At 67.1% G+C, this 18,396-nt stretch carries 14 protein-coding genes; 11 read left to right on the top strand and 3 right to left on the bottom strand.

Annotated elements, in window-relative coordinates:
• Positions 1 to 9: 9 nt before the first annotated feature.
• From J2852_RS18250 to J2852_RS18295, 10 genes are all read left to right on the top strand, one after another.
• Positions 10 to 1,113 (top strand): ABC transporter ATP-binding protein, encoded by a 1,104-nt coding sequence (locus J2852_RS18250; protein WP_209878126.1) that lies wholly within the window; start codon positions 10 to 12, stop codon positions 1,111 to 1,113.
• A gap of 14 nt (positions 1,114 to 1,127) precedes the next feature.
• Positions 1,128 to 2,213 (top strand): ABC transporter ATP-binding protein, encoded by a 1,086-nt coding sequence (locus J2852_RS18255; protein ID WP_209878127.1) that lies wholly within the window; start codon positions 1,128 to 1,130, stop codon positions 2,211 to 2,213.
• Positions 2,213 to 3,097 (top strand): carbohydrate ABC transporter permease, encoded by an 885-nt coding sequence (locus tag J2852_RS18260; protein ID WP_209878129.1) that lies wholly within the window; start codon positions 2,213 to 2,215, stop codon positions 3,095 to 3,097. The genes J2852_RS18255 and J2852_RS18260 overlap by 1 nt, the downstream gene beginning before the upstream one ends.
• A 3-nt stretch (positions 3,098 to 3,100) precedes the next feature.
• The gene (locus tag J2852_RS18265) at positions 3,101 to 3,898 is read left to right on the top strand and encodes a carbohydrate ABC transporter permease (RefSeq protein ID WP_209878131.1); all 798 of its coding nucleotides are present in this window, start codon (positions 3,101 to 3,103) and stop codon (positions 3,896 to 3,898) included.
• A 13-nt stretch (positions 3,899 to 3,911) separates the two neighbouring features.
• A complete protein-coding gene (locus J2852_RS18270; protein WP_209878133.1) occupies positions 3,912 to 4,193 on the top strand; it encodes a DUF2160 domain-containing protein in 282 nt (93 codons plus the stop codon).
• A 52-nt stretch (positions 4,194 to 4,245) separates the two neighbouring features.
• On the top strand, positions 4,246 to 6,000 hold the full coding sequence (locus tag J2852_RS18275) for an ABC transporter substrate-binding protein (RefSeq protein ID WP_209878135.1): 1,755 nt from the start codon (positions 4,246 to 4,248) through the stop codon (positions 5,998 to 6,000).
• Positions 6,001 to 6,082: 82 nt separating this feature from the next.
• Entirely contained in the window at positions 6,083 to 7,573 is a 1,491-nt protein-coding gene (glpK, locus tag J2852_RS18280; protein WP_209878137.1) for a glycerol kinase GlpK, read from the top strand.
• Between the two features lie 28 nt (positions 7,574 to 7,601).
• Complete coding sequence (locus J2852_RS18285) at positions 7,602 to 8,372, top strand: SDR family NAD(P)-dependent oxidoreductase (protein WP_209878138.1); 771 nt, start codon at positions 7,602 to 7,604, stop codon at positions 8,370 to 8,372.
• Between the two features lie 318 nt (positions 8,373 to 8,690).
• Positions 8,691 to 10,430, top strand: a complete 1,740-nt coding sequence (locus tag J2852_RS18290; RefSeq protein ID WP_209878140.1) for a tetratricopeptide repeat-containing sulfotransferase family protein — start codon at positions 8,691 to 8,693, stop codon at positions 10,428 to 10,430.
• Between the two features lie 5 nt (positions 10,431 to 10,435).
• The gene (locus J2852_RS18295; RefSeq protein WP_209878142.1) at positions 10,436 to 11,857 is read left to right on the top strand and encodes a tetratricopeptide repeat protein; all 1,422 of its coding nucleotides are present in this window, start codon (positions 10,436 to 10,438) and stop codon (positions 11,855 to 11,857) included.
• A 546-nt stretch (positions 11,858 to 12,403) separates the two neighbouring features.
• Here the strand turns inward: J2852_RS18295 and J2852_RS31605 are convergent.
• On the bottom strand, positions 12,404 to 12,901 hold the full coding sequence (locus tag J2852_RS31605) for a hypothetical protein (protein WP_246499804.1): 498 nt from the start codon (positions 12,899 to 12,901) through the stop codon (positions 12,404 to 12,406).
• Between the two features lie 285 nt (positions 12,902 to 13,186).
• Here J2852_RS31605 and J2852_RS18300 point away from each other — a divergent pair, with 285 nt between their 5' ends.
• The gene (locus J2852_RS18300) at positions 13,187 to 16,174 is read left to right on the top strand and encodes an autotransporter outer membrane beta-barrel domain-containing protein (protein ID WP_343206777.1); all 2,988 of its coding nucleotides are present in this window, start codon (positions 13,187 to 13,189) and stop codon (positions 16,172 to 16,174) included.
• A gap of 203 nt (positions 16,175 to 16,377) precedes the next feature.
• On the opposite strand, the gene manD is transcribed toward J2852_RS18300, so the two are convergent.
• Together manD and J2852_RS18310 are read right to left on the bottom strand one after the other, a co-directional pair.
• Positions 16,378 to 17,583 carry a D-mannonate dehydratase ManD gene (manD, locus tag J2852_RS18305; RefSeq protein ID WP_209878146.1) on the bottom strand — a complete coding sequence of 402 codons (1,206 nt, stop codon included), beginning with the start codon at positions 17,581 to 17,583 and terminating at the stop codon, positions 16,378 to 16,380.
• Between the two features lie 29 nt (positions 17,584 to 17,612).
• The gene (locus J2852_RS18310) at positions 17,613 to 18,329 is read right to left on the bottom strand and encodes a GntR family transcriptional regulator (protein WP_209878148.1); all 717 of its coding nucleotides are present in this window, start codon (positions 18,327 to 18,329) and stop codon (positions 17,613 to 17,615) included.
• Positions 18,330 to 18,396: the final 67 nt, after the last annotated feature.

The following is an 18,396-nucleotide window of genomic DNA, read 5'->3' on the forward strand; positions in this document are numbered from 1 at the left end:
AATGAATCGGTGACCCTGGTTCTGGATCAGGTCAGCAAGCATGTCGGCGGGCACGTCCACATCGAGAACGTGTCGCTGACGCTGGAGCGGGGATCGCTGAACGTCCTGCTCGGGCCGACGCTGTCGGGCAAGACCTCGCTGATGCGGCTGATGGCCGGGCTGGACGTGCCGAGCGCCGGGCGCGTGCTGGTGGACGGCAAGGACGTGACCGGCCTGCATGTCCGCAAGCGGTCGGTGGCGATGGTCTACCAGCAGTTCATCAACTATCCCTCGCTGACCGTCTACGAGAACATCGCCTCGCCGCTGCGGGTCGCCCGCCGGCCGAAAGACGAGATCGACCGCAAGGTGCGCGAGGCGGCGAAGCTGCTGAAGCTGGAACCCTATCTCGACCGCACGCCGCTGCACCTGTCCGGCGGGCAGCAGCAACGCACCGCCATCGCCCGCGCGCTGGTCAAGGACGCGCAACTGGTCCTGCTGGACGAGCCGCTGGCGAACCTCGACTACAAGCTGCGCGAGGAATTGCGGGAGGAACTGCCGAAGATCTTCGGGGCGTCCGGCGCCGTCTTCGTCTATGCGACCACCGAACCGACCGAGGCGCTTCTGCTGCGCGGCAACACGGCGACGTTGTGGGAAGGGCGGCTGGCGCAGTTCGGGCGGACGCCCGACGTCTATCGCCGCCCGGCCAACATCACCAGCGCGCGCGTCTTCTCCGACCCGCCGCTCAACACCATGCGGGTGCACAAGCGGGGGCTCCAGCTGGTGCTGGCGACGGGGGAACATGGGCTGGCGCGCGGCGTGCTGGCGGAGCTGCCGGACGATCACTACACCATCGGCTTCCGCGCCGATCACCTGTACCTGACGCGGCCAGACCCGGAGGCCATCGCGCTGACCGGCACGGTGGCGGTCAGTGAGATCACGGGATCCGAGAGCTTCGTGCACATCGACCTGCCGCGCGCCGATGGCGGCAGCGACCGCTGGGTCGCCGTCACGCGCGGCGTTCTGGAGGTGGAACCGGGCGAGCGGATCGAATGCTTCATCGACCCGCGCCGCCTCTTCGTCTTCGGTCACGACGGCAGCCTTGCGGCGGCCCCGCCGCTGGTCATGGCGGCGTGAGGGGAGGGGAGCCCATGGCACGCATCGAATTGCAGAACCTCGCCCACAGCTACGTCGCCAACCCGGCCGGCGGGAAGGACTACGCGCTGAAGCCCATGACCCATGTGTGGGAGCAGGGCGGGGCCTACGCTCTGCTGGGGCCATCGGGCTGCGGCAAGACCACGCTGCTGAACATCATCTCCGGCCTGCTGACGCCCAGCGACGGGCGGGTTCTGTTCGACGGCAAGGACGTGACCAACCTGCCGACCGAGGCGCGCAACATCGCCCAGGTGTTCCAGTTCCCGGTCGTCTACGACACCATGACCGTTTACGAGAACTTGGCCTTTCCGCTGCGCAATAGGGGCCTGCGCGGGGCGGCGGTGGATGCGCGGGTGCGGGAGATCGCCGATCTTCTCGACCTCACCCCCGACCTGAAGCGGCGGGGGCGGGGCCTGACGGCGGACGCCAAGCAGAAGATCTCGCTGGGGCGCGGGCTGGTGCGGCCGGACGTGGCGGCCATCCTGTTCGACGAGCCGCTGACCGTCATCGACCCGCATTTGAAATGGGAGTTGCGGTCGAAGCTGAAGGCACTGCACCGGGCGCTTGACCTGACCATGATCTACGTGACCCACGACCAGACGGAGGCGCTGACCTTCGCCGACAAGGTCGTGGTGATGCACGACGGCGGTGTCGTTCAGATCGGCCGCCCGGACGAGCTGTTTGCCAAGCCAGCCCATGTCTTCGTCGGCCACTTCATCGGTTCCCCCGGTATGAACGTGCTGCCGGCCGAGGTATCCGGGCGGCACGCCCGCATCGGTGCCCACGTCATTGCGCTGGCGCGCGGCTACCCGCATCTGAACGGCGAGGCCAAAATCGAAATCGGCGTGCGGCCGGAATTCGCGACGCTTGCGCCGGCCGGAGCCGGCGTGCCGGTGCGGGTGAAGCGGGTGGACGACCTCGGCCGCCTGCGCATCGCCAAGGTGGAGCTGTCGGGCCTGCCCATGGCGGCGACGGTACCGGAGACGCTGCATGTGTCCGGCGATGAGGCGTCGCTGCTGTTCGATCCGTCCATGATCCACGTCTACGCCAACGGATCTCTGGTGGAAGGGGAGGCCGCGTGATGGACAAGCCTGTCAACCAGGGGGCATGGCTGCTGGTTCTGCCGGTGGTGCTGATCGTCGCCTTCTCGGCCATCGTGCCGCTGATGACGGTCGTGAACTACTCGGTGCAGGACACGTTCGGGAACAACCAGTTCTTCTGGAACGGCATCGGCTGGTATCAGGAGCTTCTGGACCCGACGACGGAACTCGGAGGCCGGTTCTTCGACGCGCTGTGGCGCAACCTGCTGTTCTCGGCTCTGATTTTGAGCATCGAGGTGCCGTTGGGCATCGCGGTGGCGCTCAGCATGCCGCGCGAGGGCTGGCGGGTGGCGGCGACCTTGGTGATCCTGGCGCTGCCGCTGCTGATCCCCTGGAACGTCGTCGGAACCATCTGGCAGATCTTCGCCCGCGAGGACATTGGTCTGCTGGGCTGGGTCGTGAATCGGCTGGGCATCCCCTACAACTACACGGCTGATCCGCTGTCGGCCTGGGTGACCATCGTCGTCATGGACGTGTGGCACTGGACCTCGCTGGTGGCGCTGCTGTGCTACGCCGGACTGCGGTCGATCCCCGACGCCTTCTATCAGGCGGCGCGCATCGACGGGGCCTCGCGCTGGGCGATTTTCCGCAACATCCAGCTGCCGAAGATGCATCGGGTGCTGCTGATCGCCGTGCTGCTGCGCTTCATGGACAGCTTCATGATCTACACGGAGCCCTTCGTGGTGACCGGCGGCGGGCCGGGCAACTCGACCACCTTCGTGTCCATCGACCTCGTCAAGCTGGCGCTGGGGCAGTTCGACCTGGGCAAGGCGGCCGCGCTGTCCATCGTCTACAACCTCGTCATTCTTGCCGTCTGCTGGGTCTTTTACACGGTGATGACCCGCATGGATGCGGGAAGGAGCTGAGCCATGCTGCGCGCAAGGATCGTGCTGGGTCTCTACATCCTGTTCCTGCTGCTGCCGATCTACTGGCTCGTCAACATGAGCCTGAAGACGAACGCGGAGATCGTCAGCGGCCTGACCCTGTGGCCGCACAAGCTGACCTTCGAGAACTACACGCGCATCTTTACCGATTCCTCCTGGTATTCGGGCTACCTGAACTCGCTTCAGTACGTGGCGCTGAACACGGTGCTATCCATCGCGCTGGCTCTGCCGGCGGCCTATGCCTTCTCGCGGTTCCGGTTCGTGGGCGACAAGCACCTGTTCTTCTGGCTGCTGTCCAACCGCATGGCGCCGCCGGCCGTCTTCGCGCTGCCCTTCTTCAACCTCTATTCCGCCATCGGGCTGTTCGACACGCCGCTGGCCGTAGCGCTGGCGCACTGCCTGTTCAACGTGCCGCTGGCGGTGTGGATCCTCGAAGGCTTCATGTCCGGGGTACCTCGGGAGATTGACGAGACCGCCTATCTCGACGGCTACAGCTTTCCGCATTTCTTCGTGAAGATCTTCACGCCGCTGGTGGCGAGCGGGATCGGCGTCACGGCCTTCTTCTGCTTCATGTTCTCGTGGGTCGAACTGCTGCTGGCCCGCACGTTGACTTCCGTGGACGCCAAGCCAATCGCGGCGACCATGACCCGCACCGTGTCGGCGGCGGGCATGGACTGGGGCCTGCTGGCGGCGGCGGGCGTGCTGACCATCGTGCCGGGTGCGCTCGTGATCTGGTTCGTGCGCAACTACATCGCCAAGGGCTTTGCCCTGGGCCGGGTTTGAGGAGACCGCAGCCATGGAACACCTCGCCTGGATGGCCTGGACGTGGCAGACCGGCGCCTTCTTCGCCCTGGTCGCCGGCCTGCTGGCGCTGCTGACCGCGTTGGCGCTCAACCGGCCGGAGATCGCGCGGCCCGGCATCCTGGGCATCACCACCACGCGCGGCGACCGGCTGTTCATCACGCTTCTCGGCAGCGCCTTCATCCATCTCGCCTGGCTCGGGCTGATCGGCCCGAACCTGGAATACGCATCCGCCCTCTCGCTCCTCTACGCCGCGGCGGTGTTCCGCTGGGTGTGACGCGCGGGAAGACAGAACCGGTTCAATAACAAGGGGTAGGGAGGAAAACGACATGCGCAAACTCTGTCTGGCCACCGCGTCGGCGGCGGCCCTTCTGCTCGGCTCCGCGCCGGCCTTCGCTGACATCGAGGCGGCCAAGCGCTGGATCGACAGCGAGTTCCAGCCTTCGACCCTGTCGAAGGAGGAGCAGCTGAAGGAAATGCAGTGGTTCATCGACGCCGCGAAGCCCTTCGCCGGCATGGAGATCAACGTGGTCTCCGAAACGATCACCACGCACGAGTACGAGGCGCGCACCCTCGCCAAGGCCTTCACCGAGATCACCGGGATCAAGCTCCGCCACGACCTGATCCAGGAAGGCGACGTGGTCGAGAAGATCCAGACGCAGATGCAGTCGGGCAAGAACATCTACGACGCCTGGATCAACGACAGCGACCTGATCGGCACCCACTTCCGGTACAAGCAGGCCGTGGCGCTCAGCGACTGGATGGAGGGGGAGGGCAAGGACGTCACCTCCCCCACGCTGGACGTCAACGACTTCATCGGCAAGTCCTTCGGCACCGGCCCGGACGGCAAGCTCTACCAGCTGCCCGACCAGCAGTTCGCCAACCTCTACTGGTTCCGCTACGACTGGTTCCAGCGGCCGGACCTGAAGGAGAAGTTCAAGGCCAAGTACGGCTACGATCTGGGCGTGCCGGTCAACTGGTCGGCCTACGAGGACATCGCCGAGTTCTTCACCAACGACGTGAAGGAGATCGACGGCGTCAAGGTCTACGGCCACATGGACTACGGCAAGAAGGACCCGTCGCTGGGTTGGCGCTTCACCGACGCTTGGCTGTCCATGGCCGGCAACGGCGACAAGGGCATCCCCAACGGCAAGCCGGTGGACGAGTGGGGCGTGCGCATGGAGGGGTGCCGCCCGGTCGGTTCCTCGGTCGAACGCGGCGGCGACACCAACGGCCCGGCCGCCGTCTATTCCGTTGCCAAGTATGCGGACTGGCTGAAGAAGTACGCGCCGCCGCAGGCCGCCGGCATGACCTTCTCCGAATCCGGACCGGTGCCGGCGCAGGGCAACGTCGCCCAGCAGATCTTCTGGTACACCGCCTTCACCGCCGACATGGTTAAGGACGGCTTGCCGGTGGTCAACGCCGACGGCACGCCGAAATGGCGCATGGCCCCCTCGCCCAAGGGCGCCTATTGGAAGGACGGCATGAAGCTGGGCTATCAGGACGCCGGCTCCTGGACCCTGCTGAAGTCCACTCCGGTGGACCGCCGCAAGGCGGCCTGGCTCTACGCCCAGTTCACCGTGTCGAAGACCGTCAGCCTGAAGAAGAGCCACGTCGGCCTGACCTTCATCCGCGAAAGCGACATCTGGGACAAGTCCTTCACCGAACGCGCGCCGAAGCTCGGCGGCCTGATCGAGTTCTACCGTTCCCCGGCGCGGGTTCAGTGGACCCCGACCGGCGTGAACATCCCGGACTATCCGAAGCTGGCGCAGCTGTGGTGGCAGAACATCGGCGACGCCTCCTCCGGCGCCAAGACCCCGCAGGCGGCCATGGACGCGCTGGCGGCGGCCCAGGACTCTGTGCTGGAGCGTCTGGAGCGGTCCGGCGTGCAGGGCGAGTGCGGGCCGAAGCTGAACAAGAAGGAGTCGGCGGAATTCTGGTACGCCAAGGCTGAGAAGGACGGCAACATCGCCCCGCAACGGAAGCTGGCGAACGAGAAGCCGAAGGGCGAGACGGTGGACTATGACCAGCTGATCAAGTCCTGGCCGGCCAGCCCGCCGAAGAAGGCGGCCATGGTGCAGTGACCCTTGCATTCCCTCCCCCGCTCCGCGGGGGAGGGTTAGGGTGGGGGCTCGCCGCAGAAACTCTCCAAAAAGGACCACCTTCATGCCCGAGGCCAGCCACGTCCTTGCCATCGACCAGGGCACCACCTCCACCCGCGCCATCGTCTTCGACCGGAACGGGACCCCGGCCGGCATCGCGCGGCGGGAGTTCGCCCAGCACTACCCCGCCGACGGCTGGGTCGAGCATGACCCGGAGGACATCTGGTGGGACACCGTCGCGGTCATGCGCGAGGCTGCCGCCGAGGCCAGCCTAACGGGATCCGACATCGCCGCCATAGGCATCACCAACCAGCGGGAAACCACCGTCGTCTGGGACCGCGCGACCGGCGAGCCGATCCACCGCGCCATCGTCTGGCAGGACCGCCGCACCGCTGATGCCTGCCGCGCGCTGGTCGAGGACGGCTGCGGGCCGCTCGTCCAGCGCAAGACCGGGCTGCTGATCGACGCCTATTTCTCGGCCACCAAAGCGGCCTGGATTCTGGACCATGTGCCAGGCGCCAGGGACCGGGCGGAGCGTGGGGAACTCTGCTTCGGCACCATCGACAGCTTCCTGCTGCACCGGCTGACCGGCGGCCGGGTCCATGCGACCGACGCCACCAACGCGTCCCGCACCATGGTTTTCGACATCCACACCCAGGACTGGGACGACGAGCTGCTGGCCCTGTTCCGCATCCCCCGCGCCATGATGCCGCGGGTGCTGGACAGCAGTGCCGAGTTCGGGGCGACGGAACCCGACCTGCTCGGGCGGCCGATTCCCATCACCGGCATCGCGGGCGACCAGCAGGCAGCGACCTTCGGGCAGGCCTGCTTCGAGCCGGGGATGGTCAAATCCACCTACGGCACCGGCTGCTTCGCGCTGCTGAACACCGGGGACAGGCCAGTCGAGTCCCGGTCCAACATGCTGACCACCGTGGCCTATCGCCTGGACGGGCGGGCGACCTACGCGCTGGAGGGCTCCATCTTCATCGCCGGGGCGGCGGTGAAGTGGCTCCGCGACGGGCTGGGCATCATCACGCACGCCTCGCAGACCGACGACATGGCGACCCGCGTGCCGGACAGCCATGGCGTCTATCTGGTGCCGGCCTTTGTGGGGCTGGGCGCGCCGCACTGGGACCCGCACGCACGGGCGGCCATCTCCGGCCTGACTCTGGACGCCGGGCCGGCGCACATCGCGCGGGCGGCGCTGGAGGCCGTGGCCTTCCAGACGCGGGACCTGCGCGATGCCATGCTGTCCGACTGGCCGGCGCGTGCGCGTGCGTTGCGGGTGGACGGAGGCATGGCGGCGAACGACTGGTTGTGCCAGTTTCTTGCCGATATGCTGGAGCTTCCGGTCGAACGGCCGGCGGTGATCGAGACCACCGCGCTGGGGGCGGCGAGCCTTGCAGGCCTGAAGGTCGGTGTCTACCGTGATCAGGCGGCGGTGGCCGGGGCGTGGCGGTGCGACCGCCGCTTCGAACCGCGCATGGAAGCGGCCCAGCGGGACCGGCTGTACCGGGGGTGGCTCGACGCCGTGGAGCGGGTGAAGCGGCGATAGAGGGGCCGATGAATGGGGGATGAAGCGAATGACGTTGGGTGACGATCTGCGCGGCAAGCGCGTGCTGGTGACCGGCAGCAGCCGGGGCATCGGGGCGGCGGTGGCGGCCGCCTTCGCCGGGCTGGGCGCGCGCGTGGCGCTGCACGGGTCGGGCACCGGCAAGGGGGCCGAACGGCTGGCCGCCAGCCTCGCTGAAGGCGGGGCCGAGGTGCGCGTGTTCAACGGCGACTTCCGCCGGCCGCGCGCGGTGGAGGCGGTGGTGGACGCCGCCGCCGAAGCCTTCGGCGGGCTGGACATCCTGGTCAACAACGCCGGCACCATGGTCGGGCGGGTGCCGTTGGCCAAGATGGAGGACTCCTTTCTCGACGAGGTGGTGGACCTCAACATGCGCTCGGTCGTCGTGGCCTGCCGGCGCGCCCTGCCGGCGCTGAAGGCGGCCGGCGGCGGGGCCATCGTCAACACCGTCTCGATCTCGGCCCGCACCGGCGGCAGTCCGGGATCGTCGATCTACAGCGCGTCGAAGGCCTTCGTCTCCACCTTCACCCGGTCGCTGGCGGCGGAACTGGCGCCGGACCGCATCCGCGTCAACGCCGTGTCGCCGGGCACCATCGACACGGATTTCCACCAGCGCTACTCCTCCCCGGAGAAGCTGGCGGCCACGGCGGCGCGCATTCCGTTGGGCCGGTTGGGGTCGGCGGAGGATTGCGTCGGGGCATACCTGTTCCTCGCCTCCAACGCGCTCAGCGGCTACATCACCGGACAGGTGATCGAGGTCAATGGCGGGCAGTTGATGGCGTAGACGCGCCCAACATTGCACGTCCTGGATGGGCTGTTCGGAGCGGAACGGCGCAAGACGGCCTGCGCCGAGCCGCTCCCAGCCTTGATGCGCTTGGGGGCATCGAGGCGACCGTCCCGCGCGGCGACAAGAGGACCACGACTTCGCCCGCTCCAGACCCAGCTGTTGACAGCAGCCCGATGCACCCAACAGATTTGCGGCCCACCGGCGGACGGGTCCGCCGCACCGTCGGAGTCCGCCCTTATGCAGCCCCAACCCAATGATGCCTGCGACTGCGGAAGCGGCGTTCGCGCGCAACGTTGTTGCCGGCAGCCGGGGCATATGCTGGGCAACACCGCACTGCCCTCCTGGATCCCGGACCATATTGGACGCGCCGTCGATGCGCTCGACCGTTGCGACACTGACACCGCGCATCGGTTGTGCGTCGAGATCCTAGAGGCGGCGCCCAACCATGTCGATGCGCTGAAGGTTCTGGTCTGCCTGCTGCAAGCCACCGGCCCCATGACGGCCGCCATCGCGGTGCTGCAACGGATTCAACGCCTTACTCCCGACGATCTGGCGGTGACACAGGAATTGTCCGGGCTGCTGCTGCGCGCCGGCCGGCTGCGCGAAGCGGAGGTCCAGGCGCGCAACGCCGTCCGGCTGTCACCCGACGATCCGATGTCCCACACGCTGCTGGCGATGTCCCTGACGGACAACCATCAGCCCCAGGCCGGGGAGTTCCATTACCGGCGGGTTCTGGAACTCGCGCGCCCCGACGCGATCACGATCGCGAATTTCGCCTGGAACCTGAAACTCCAAGGCCGGTTGGCCGAGGCGAGACGCCTGTACGAACGGGCGGTGGCGCTCGATCCGGCGGTGCTTCTGACATGGCTTGGCTGGGCGCAGACCGAAGAGGCCGGACGCGACCTGCCACGCGCCTCGCGTTTTCTGGCGCGTGCCCGATGTCTCGACCCCAGCCACGACACCCACATCTTCCAGGCGGCGCTGCTTGCGCGCCAAGGCGCCCTGGACGACGCTCTGGCGGTGCTGGAGGGCGCGAGCGGCCAGTCAGCCGATGTCGCCGGGGATGTCGCCGGGAACGGCTGGCTGGAACGTGGCCGCATCCTCGACCGCATGGGCCGTCATGACGAGGCTTTCGAAGCCTTCACCACGGGAAAGGCGATGATCCGGGAGTCCGGCCGGCGCTATGCCGACCAGGAGGCCGCCGACCTGTTCGCCCGCCTCGCGAACTTCTTCATCGCCGACCGCCTCAAGCTTTTGCCGCCGCCGGCGGCCACGCTGACGTCGCCCCAGCCGATCTTCGTCACCGGCGCTCCACGGTCGGGCACCACCCTGGTCGAACAGATCCTGTCCGCCCATCCCGCCGTCGCCGCGGGCGATGAATTGCCGGCCATGGCCGCCGTCGCCGCCGGGGTGACGCAGACGCTGGGAAGCCCGCTGGCCTATCCCGAGGCGCTGTCGGAATTGTGGATGGGCGACCAGCGCGACGGGCTGGAGCGGATGCGCGACGACTATCTGCGCCGTGCCCGCCGCCTCGTGCCGCTCAGCCCCGGCAAGAGCCTGTTTACCGACAAGATGCCGTTCAACGAGCTTCACCTGGGCCTGATCGCCCTGACGTTCCCGAGCGCGCCGGTGGTGCATGTCCTGCGCCACCCGCTCGACGTCGTTCTGTCGATGATGTCGCATGACCTGACCCATGGCTTCAATTGCGCCAGCAGCCTGGAATCGGCGGCGCGCCACTGCGGGCGCATGCTGGATCTCGTGGCGCATTATCGCCGCGAGATGCCGTTGCGCTATCTTCCGCTGCGCTATGAGGATCTCGTGCAGGATCTGGAACCCAACGTGCGCCGCCTGCTGGGGTTTGTCGGGCTCGGCTTCGACCGGCGCTGCCTGCGTTTCGACGAGAACCGGCGCTACGCGCGGACGGCCAGCTATGCCCAGGTCACGGAAAAGCTCTACAGCCGGTCGCTCTACCGTTACCGCAACTACATGCGCCACCTGAAGCCGGTCATTCCGCTGCTGGAGCCGGCCATCCACAGCTTAGGTTACGAAATCTGAGCGCGATGGGCCCCTTCATTCTCCCGCAAACAGCGCCCTTCCGGCGGCCGGAGGAACGGCATTTCGCCGTCCTGGCCGACCGCCATATGGAGCAGGGGCGGCCCGACGCGGCGGAGCGTGCGCTCGACCGCGCCATGGCGCTGGCTCCGGCCGACCCGGCCCTGCTCTGCCGGGCGGCGGCGGTGTCCGCCGCGCTGGGCCGCCCCGAACAGGCCGCCGCCCGGTTTTGCCGTGCCCTGCAACTGGCCTGCGACCAAGCCACGGCACACCTCGGCCTTTGCGAACTGCGGCGGCGCCAGTCGCGCCTGGACGAGGCGGTGGCGCACGGGCGTGTCGCCGTGATGCTCGAACCGTCCCGGCCCGACTCCTACTACAATCTCGGGATTGCGCTGTACGACCGGCTCGACATCGGGCAGGCAACGGCTTGCGAGCGGAAAGCCGTTCATTTGGCGCCGGAGTCGCCGGGACCGCATTTCGAACTGGCCGAATGCCTTCTGCTGTCCGGCCAGCTGGAGGAGGGCTGGCGGGAGTATGAATGGCGTTTTCGCCTGCCGGGCGTTCCATCCCCGGTGCCGCCCACGATTCTGGCGGCGGACCGGTCCGATCCCCGGCCCCAGTGGGACGGGCGGCCGATGCCGCCGGGGCGCCTATTGCTCGTCGCCGATCAAGGATTCGGAGACGTGATCCAGTTCGCCCGTTATCTGCCGCTGGTGCACGCGCTCTGCCCCGATCCGCTGATCGCTTGCAGCCCGGACATGGCGCCCATTCTCCGCCAGTTGCCGGGCGGGCGGCGGCTGTACCAGGATTGGAACGACCTGCCGGACTTCGATGCATGGCATGCGTTGTCCGGGCTGCCGGGAGTTTTCGGCACCACCCTGGAAACGATTCCCGCCGCCACCGCCTATCTTCAGGCGGATCCCCGGAAAATCGACCACTGGCGCCGCCGCCTGGACGAATTGCTGCCCAAGGGGTTGATGCGGATCGGGATCGTATGGGCCGGACGCAGCACCCACGGCAACGACCACAACCGTTCGATGCGCCTCGCCCAGCTCGCCCCGCTGGCGGCGCTTGACGGGGTGGCGTTGGTGTCGCTGCAGAAGGGGCCGGCGCAGGCCGAAGTCGGAACCTATTTCGGCCGCGCGCCGCTGGTGAACCTCGGGCCTGAGATCACGGACTTCGCCGACACCATGGGCATCGTCCATGGACTGGCGCGCGTGGTCGGGGTCGATACCGCCCTTATCCATCTTGCCGGCGCGATGGGGCGGCCGGCCTCGGTCCTGCTGCCTTACGCCCCCGACTGGCGCTGGCTGCTGAAGCGCGGGACGACACCGTGGTATCCGACGGTCACGCTGCACCGCCAGCACAAGCCCGGCCGCTGGGACGACGCCGTCCGCGAGGTTGCGTCGGGTCTGCACCCAAAACGCTGACGTCCACATCCCAGATCAGGGTTTGGAGCGATGCGCCGCGTCCAAGGACGGGGATACGCACCCTCCAATTTCCAGGCGCAATAGGGCCAGCGCACCGCAAGCTTGGCTGTAAGCTGATCGTCCTTTGCGGCGCCCCGACGCTCCTCAACAATTTTGTATGTTTTGAAGCAACCCTGGGCTCACTTGCATGCATGTAAAAGTTTTGATCTCACCTCTAAGTTCAAACATTGGAGGTTTTTGCAAAGTGCTCCGCAATAACAGCCGACAACTGCGCAGAGGAAGGTCGCCTCTATGACGATCATGAAACTCTTATGAGGCATGCCCCGCCAAAGCCCTTATATTCTCTTATAAACTTTACAATGATCGATATCTCATTACACCGCTTTTGGCAAATAGATGGTAATTATTCTGTCATTTTGGCGCGCTACAACCACGACGCGGAGCGCCATCTCCAGATTTTTCTACGCAAGTAAGAAATTATTTACCACATAACGCCCAATTTACCATTGCCGGACCGTTTTCAGAAACGGACAAAGCAGACTTCTCTTATTTTTGGTGGCAATTCTTATGACGGCATACACGTCCGCAACCGCCCCCATTCGGAAAACTATCCTGTCGGGAGCGCGCCTTCCAGTTGTGGCTGCGGCGCCGATTGCGCTGGGTGTCTCTCTGGTCGGTGGCGCGGCGCGAGCGGACGAGGTGCTGTCCACCAATCGAAACACCGCCCTGTATACAAGCCAGAGCGTCATTCGCATCACCAACACCGGCAGCATCACCGACAGTGGAACTGGAATCGATGCCAACGACCTCTCGACTGGTCTTGGCATTCAATCCAACACTGGCTGGACGTTTACAAACGACGGCACCATCTTCGTTACAGGAAACGGCTCGTATATGCAGGCCGATGCCGTCTATGCCGCGCAGGCCGGAACGATCACAAACAACGGCCTGCTCAGCGCGCCCAACTCCTACGGCGGAGTTTACTTCACGAACAGCGGAACCGACAAAGCGTTGGTGACGAACAACAAAACGATCATTGGCCATGTCAGCGCCATCCAGTCAAAATCCCCGATCGAGATCGTGAACGGCTCTGCGACCGACCCGAATGCCGTTCTGAAGAACACCGCTGCTTCGACATATCCCCTCAGTTTTGCCGCAGTTCACCTCCAAAGCGGCAGTCAGCCCAACACGATCACCAATTACGGAACGATCCAGGGAACCACGGATGCGATCCGTTCGTTGGGAACGGTGACAATCACCAATTATGGGACGATTGCCGCCGCACCGGGTCGCCACGCGATCAATTTGGCAAACGGGTCGAACAGTTCCGTGACGTTGAAGGACGGAAGTGTATTGGTCGGCTCGATATGGTCCGACCCAACGCTGACCTCGTCGCTGCGGCTGGAAGGCAGCGGTTCGCTGTCCGATGCGATCAACAACGTCTCAAGCCTCACCCTGGACGGCACGGAGTGGACGCTGGGCGGCCTTGGATCGACGATCACCAGCACAACCATCCAGAGTGGAATCCTGCGCCTCAACGGCAGCTTGACCGGCACCGTCGGGATCAACAGCGGGGGAACCCTTGCCGGCACCGGCACGATCACCGGCAACGTCACCGCGCAGAGCGGCGGCACGGTGCGGCCGGGAAGCGCGAACACGCCGGGCGTGCTGACCGTGACCGGCGACTACACGCAGATGGCCGGCGGCACCCTGACCATCCAGACCACACCTTCGGCCAGCAGCAAGCTGGCCGTGAACGGCAACGCCACTCTGGGGGGCAGCCTGTCCGTCGTGCCGTCCGGCGCTGGCTATGGCGCGTCCACCGACTACACCATCCTGACCGCCACGGGGACCCTCAGCGGCGGCTTCAGTTCCATCGCGAGCACCGACGCGGGCCTCACCGCGACCGCCAACGTCGACATTCCCAACAAGCAGGTCGTCCTGACGCTGACGGTCGGGTCGACGACGCCTGTGGTGCCGAATCCGCCCGTGGTGTCGAATCCGCCGGAGGTGTCGCCTCCGCCGGTGGTGGTGTCGCCCCCACCGCCCCCGCCGGTCGGTGTGATCGACACCAGCCGACCGACCTTTGCGAACAGCGACGGCGCCGTGAATGCGACGACCGTCACCTTCGACGGCGGGACGCTGAAGCCGACCGCCCCGCTGACACTCACCCAACCCATCCAAGTGACAGCCAACAGCGGCATCATCGATCCCAACGGCGGCACGATCACGCTGTCCGGCGGCGTCGGAGGGACGGGCACTCTGACCGTCGCTGGCGCGGGTAATCTGCAGCTGTCGGGAGTCATCTCCAACACGGGCGGCATCGCGGTCCAACAGGGACGGATCACGGTGGGTGAGGGCGGCGTCGTTGCGGCACCCGTCACGGTCGCCAGCGGCGGCACCGTCACCGTCGCCGAAGGCGGTGGCGTGGGCGGTTCGGTGACCGTGCAGGGCGGCACCCTGTCGATCGCGCCCAACGGCATCGTCAACGGTGCCGTCGCCCTGTCGAACGGCGGCAACGCCAGCGTCGACGGCGCGGTGATGGCGCCGGTCTCCGTGTCGGACGGAACCGTGACGGTCGGCCAGAGCGGCAGCGTCGGCGCCTTGACCGTTGGTGAGGGCGGCACCGCCCGGGTCAACGGCCTTGCCTTGGCCGACGTCACCATCGGCCAGGGTGCGACCCTGTCCGGCGGCGGCACCGTAGCCGGTCCGGCGACCCTGTCGGGCACCCTGTCCCCCGGCAACTCACCGGGCGTGCTCACCTTCCGTTCCCCGGTCACCTTGACCGCGACCAATATCTTCCGTGCCGAGATCGACGGCCCGACCGCCGGCACCGGCGCCGGCCACCATGACCAGCTCCGCGTCGAGGGGGCGGGGTTTACGGCGGCGGGAACGCTGGCGCCGGTTCTGCGCGGGATTTCGGGCGATGCCAGCAACAGCTTCACGCCGGCAATTGGGCAGAGCTTCACGGTGGTCACCGCCGAGGGCGGGGTCGCCGGACGCTTTGCGACGCTGGACCAGCCGGCCAGCGGCCTCGCCACGGGAACGCGGCTCGATGTGATCTACCGCGCCGATAGCGTCGCGCTGGCGGTGACCCCGCGCAGCTACGCCGATCTGGCGGCGGCCGGGCTTGGTCAGACCCGCAATCAGCGCGCCGTGGGTGAAGCACTGGAGACCTTCCGGCCGGCACCGAACGCCGACGCTTCGGGCGCGGTCGGCGCGCTGTTCAATGGGCTGCACGGCCTGTCCGCCGGAGAGATCGCGCCGGCGCTGAACCAGCTGTCCGGCGAGATTCACGCCGACATGATGGTGGCCAGCCGGGCCAACCGGCGGCTGTTCGGCCGCGCCGTGGAAGCGCGGCAGGCGGCTGCCCGAGGCTCGGCCGGGCCGCTCGGCGAATCTTCCGGCGCGATGCTGTTCGACGGCAAGAAGGCCGCCGTCAGCGGCGCGCCGGGACCGGCCGCTACGGGCAACGCCCATACCCGGAATGCCCACGCCATGAGCGTCTGGGGCCAGCCGCTGGTGTCCTGGGGCCGTAGTGCCTCTGATGGCAACGGATCGACCACGAACCGCCGGACGGGCGGCTTCATGGTCGGCGGGGACTACGCGCTTGGTACGGATCTCTCGGCCGGCGTGGCGCTGGGCTTCCTGAACAGCGATGTCCGCGCCGCCGGTGGGCTGGGCAAGGGCGATCTGGACAGCTACCAGCTGACCGCCTACGGGAGCTGGAGGCCGGGTGCCGCCTTTCTGGACGCGGCACTGGGCTACGGCTACAGCCGGTACGAGACGGCGCGCGCCGCGCCCTTCAGCGGGCTGGGAGCCGCGGCGTCCGGCAAGGCGGGCGGGCATGACCTCTCGGCGGAGTTGTCGGGCGGCTATCGGATCACCATGAACCGAGTGTGGTTCGAGCCGCGCGCCGGCCTGCGCTGGGACCGGCTGCAACGGGAAGGCTTCACCGAGGAGGGCGGCGCGCTGCTGACCCTCAGCGAGGCGGAGGAGACGGAAAACGCGCTGCGCAGTTCGCTCGGCGCGCGCTTCGGGACGGCCTTCCGCTTCGAGGATGTGACGGTGGAGCCGGCGGGCACGATCGCCTGGGAGCATGACTGGCTCGACACCGCCGGCGAGGCGACGGGTTCGCTGAACGGGGCGCGCTTCACCGCCCTGTCCAGCCGGCCGGGCCGCGACGCGGCGGTGGTCGGCGCGGGCGTGACGGTGCGGATGAGCGAGCGGCTCGCCGTCCAGGCCGGCTACCTCGGCGAGATCCGCAGCCGCGAGACCAACCACAGCCTCTCCGCCGGCCTGCGCTGGAGCTGGTAAGCGGTTCCGTCAGGGCTCGCGCCAGCGTGGTCGCAGCTCCGGCGAGACGGTGGAGAAGCGCCTTCATGATGGAGGTGAGAATGCGCTGTCCGCACGGCCGTGGACAGCGCGCGACAGTCTTCCCACCTTGGCGCAAGATCCGGCGCTGAGACCTGATGAAAATGGCTGGCCTGCATGTGGGCGGGAAGCCAGAGACGCTCGCCTTACCAGTTCCACAGGGTCCCGTCGGCCAGCCGGGCGACCGGCAGGTAGGCGGGGTTGTAGGGGTATTTGGCGGCCAGCGCCTCGTCGATGTCCACGCCATGGCCCGGCACCTCGCCCGGATGCATGTAGCCGTCTTGGAAGCTGTAGGCGTGCGGGAAGACCGCATCGGTTTCCGCGCAGTGCTCCATGTGCTCCTGCACGCCGAAGTTCGGGACCCACAGGTCGAAATGCAGCGCCGCGCCCATGCAGACCGGCGACAGGTCGGTCGCCCCATGGCTGCCGGTGCGGATTTGGTACAGCGCGGCGAGGTCGGCGATGCGGCGCAGGTGCGTGATGCCGCCCGCGTGCACGACCGAGGTGCGGATAAAGTCGATCAACTGCTCCTGGATCAGGTCCTTGCAATCCCAAATGCTGTTGAACACCTCCCCGACGGCGAGGGGGGTTACCGTGTGCTGGCGGATCAGGCGGAAGGCCTCCTGGTTTTCGGCCGGGGTCGGGTCCTCCATCCAGAACAGGCGGTAGGGCTCCAGCGACTTGCCCAGCCGCGCCGCCTCGATGGGGGTGAGGCGGTGATGCACGTCGTGCAGCAGGTGCGGCCCCATGCCGTGCTTCACGCGCACCGCCTCGAACAGCTTCGGCGCGAAATCGAGATAGGCCTCTGTGGACCAGACCGACTCTTCCGGCAGGCCCTTGGTCGCCGGCTCGTAGAAGCGCCCCTTGGCGACGCCGTAGACGCCCGCCAGCCCCGGAACGCCCGACTGTGCACGGATCGCCTTGTAGCCCTTTTCGATGTACTCGCCGACGCGGTCCACGGTCTCCGTCACATCGCGGCCGTTGGCGTGGGCATAGACCATCACGCCGCTGCGGCTGCGCCCGCCGAGAAGCTGGTAGAGCGGCAGGCCGGCCGCCTTCGCCTTGATGTCCCACAGCGCCGTGTCCACCGCCGCGATGGCCGACATGGTGACCGGCCCGCGCCGCCAATAGGCACCCTTGTACAGATACTGCCAGATGTCTTCGATTTGGTGCGGGTCGCGCCCGATCAGGCAGGGGATGACATGGTCGTTCAGGTAGGACGCCACGGCCAGTTCCCGCCCGTTCAGCGTCGCGTCGCCGATTCCGTACAGGCCTTCGTCGGTGACGATCTTCAGCGTGACGAAGTTCCGGCCGGGGGAGGTGACGATGACCGAAGCGTTCTGGATCTTCATGAAGGTGGGCTCCGAAAGGATGGTCCGGATCAAGCGGGACGGATGGGCTGCGTGGCCGCCGCGTCGCTGTCGAACAGGTCGGGGAAGCGCTGCGCCAGTTCGGGCAGGGATTTCAGGATCTCGCGCAGATGCGTGCGCATGGCGGCCTCGGCGTTGTCGGGGCTGCGCGCCTCGATGCCGTCAAGGATCCGTTCGTGCTGGACGATCAGCCGGTCGAGCGGCGTCGCCTGCGGCAGGCTGAGGTAGCGCACACGGTCCATCTGGGCCTTGGTTTCTTCCACCACCCGCCAGGCGTATTCGCATTCAACGCCCAGCGCGATGCTGCGGTGGAACGCCTCGTCCAGCGCCAGGAAGCGTTCGTGCTGCTGGTCGGCGGCGGCCTCGCGTTGCGCCTGCAGGTTCGCGCGCAACGAGCCAATGACGCCGGGGGACAATTCCTCGCTGGCTCTGCGGATCACGGCCAGTTCCACCGCCTCGCGGACGAAGCGGGCGTCCATCACCTGCTTAACGGAGATTTTGACGACGAATGTGCCGCGCTGCGGACGGATGGTGACCAGACCGGATTCGCTGAGCTTGATGAAAGCCTCCCGCACCGGCTGGCGGCTGACGCCAAGCTGGCCGGCGACCTCCTGCTCGGACAGGGGCTGGCCGGGCTGGAACCGCATCGTGACGATGGCCTGGCGCAGTTCGCGAAAGACGCGCCGCGCCACGGGTTCGGACGAATCCGGTTCCAGCCTCACCAACATGCTCGTCCTCTCGCTTTTCCTCTGCCGGATCCCTCGAACGGCGAGATCCATCTTGCATCGGGTGGAA

Source organism: Azospirillum soli (assembly GCF_017876165.1).
Taxonomy (GTDB): domain Bacteria; phylum Pseudomonadota; class Alphaproteobacteria; order Azospirillales; family Azospirillaceae; genus Azospirillum; species Azospirillum soli.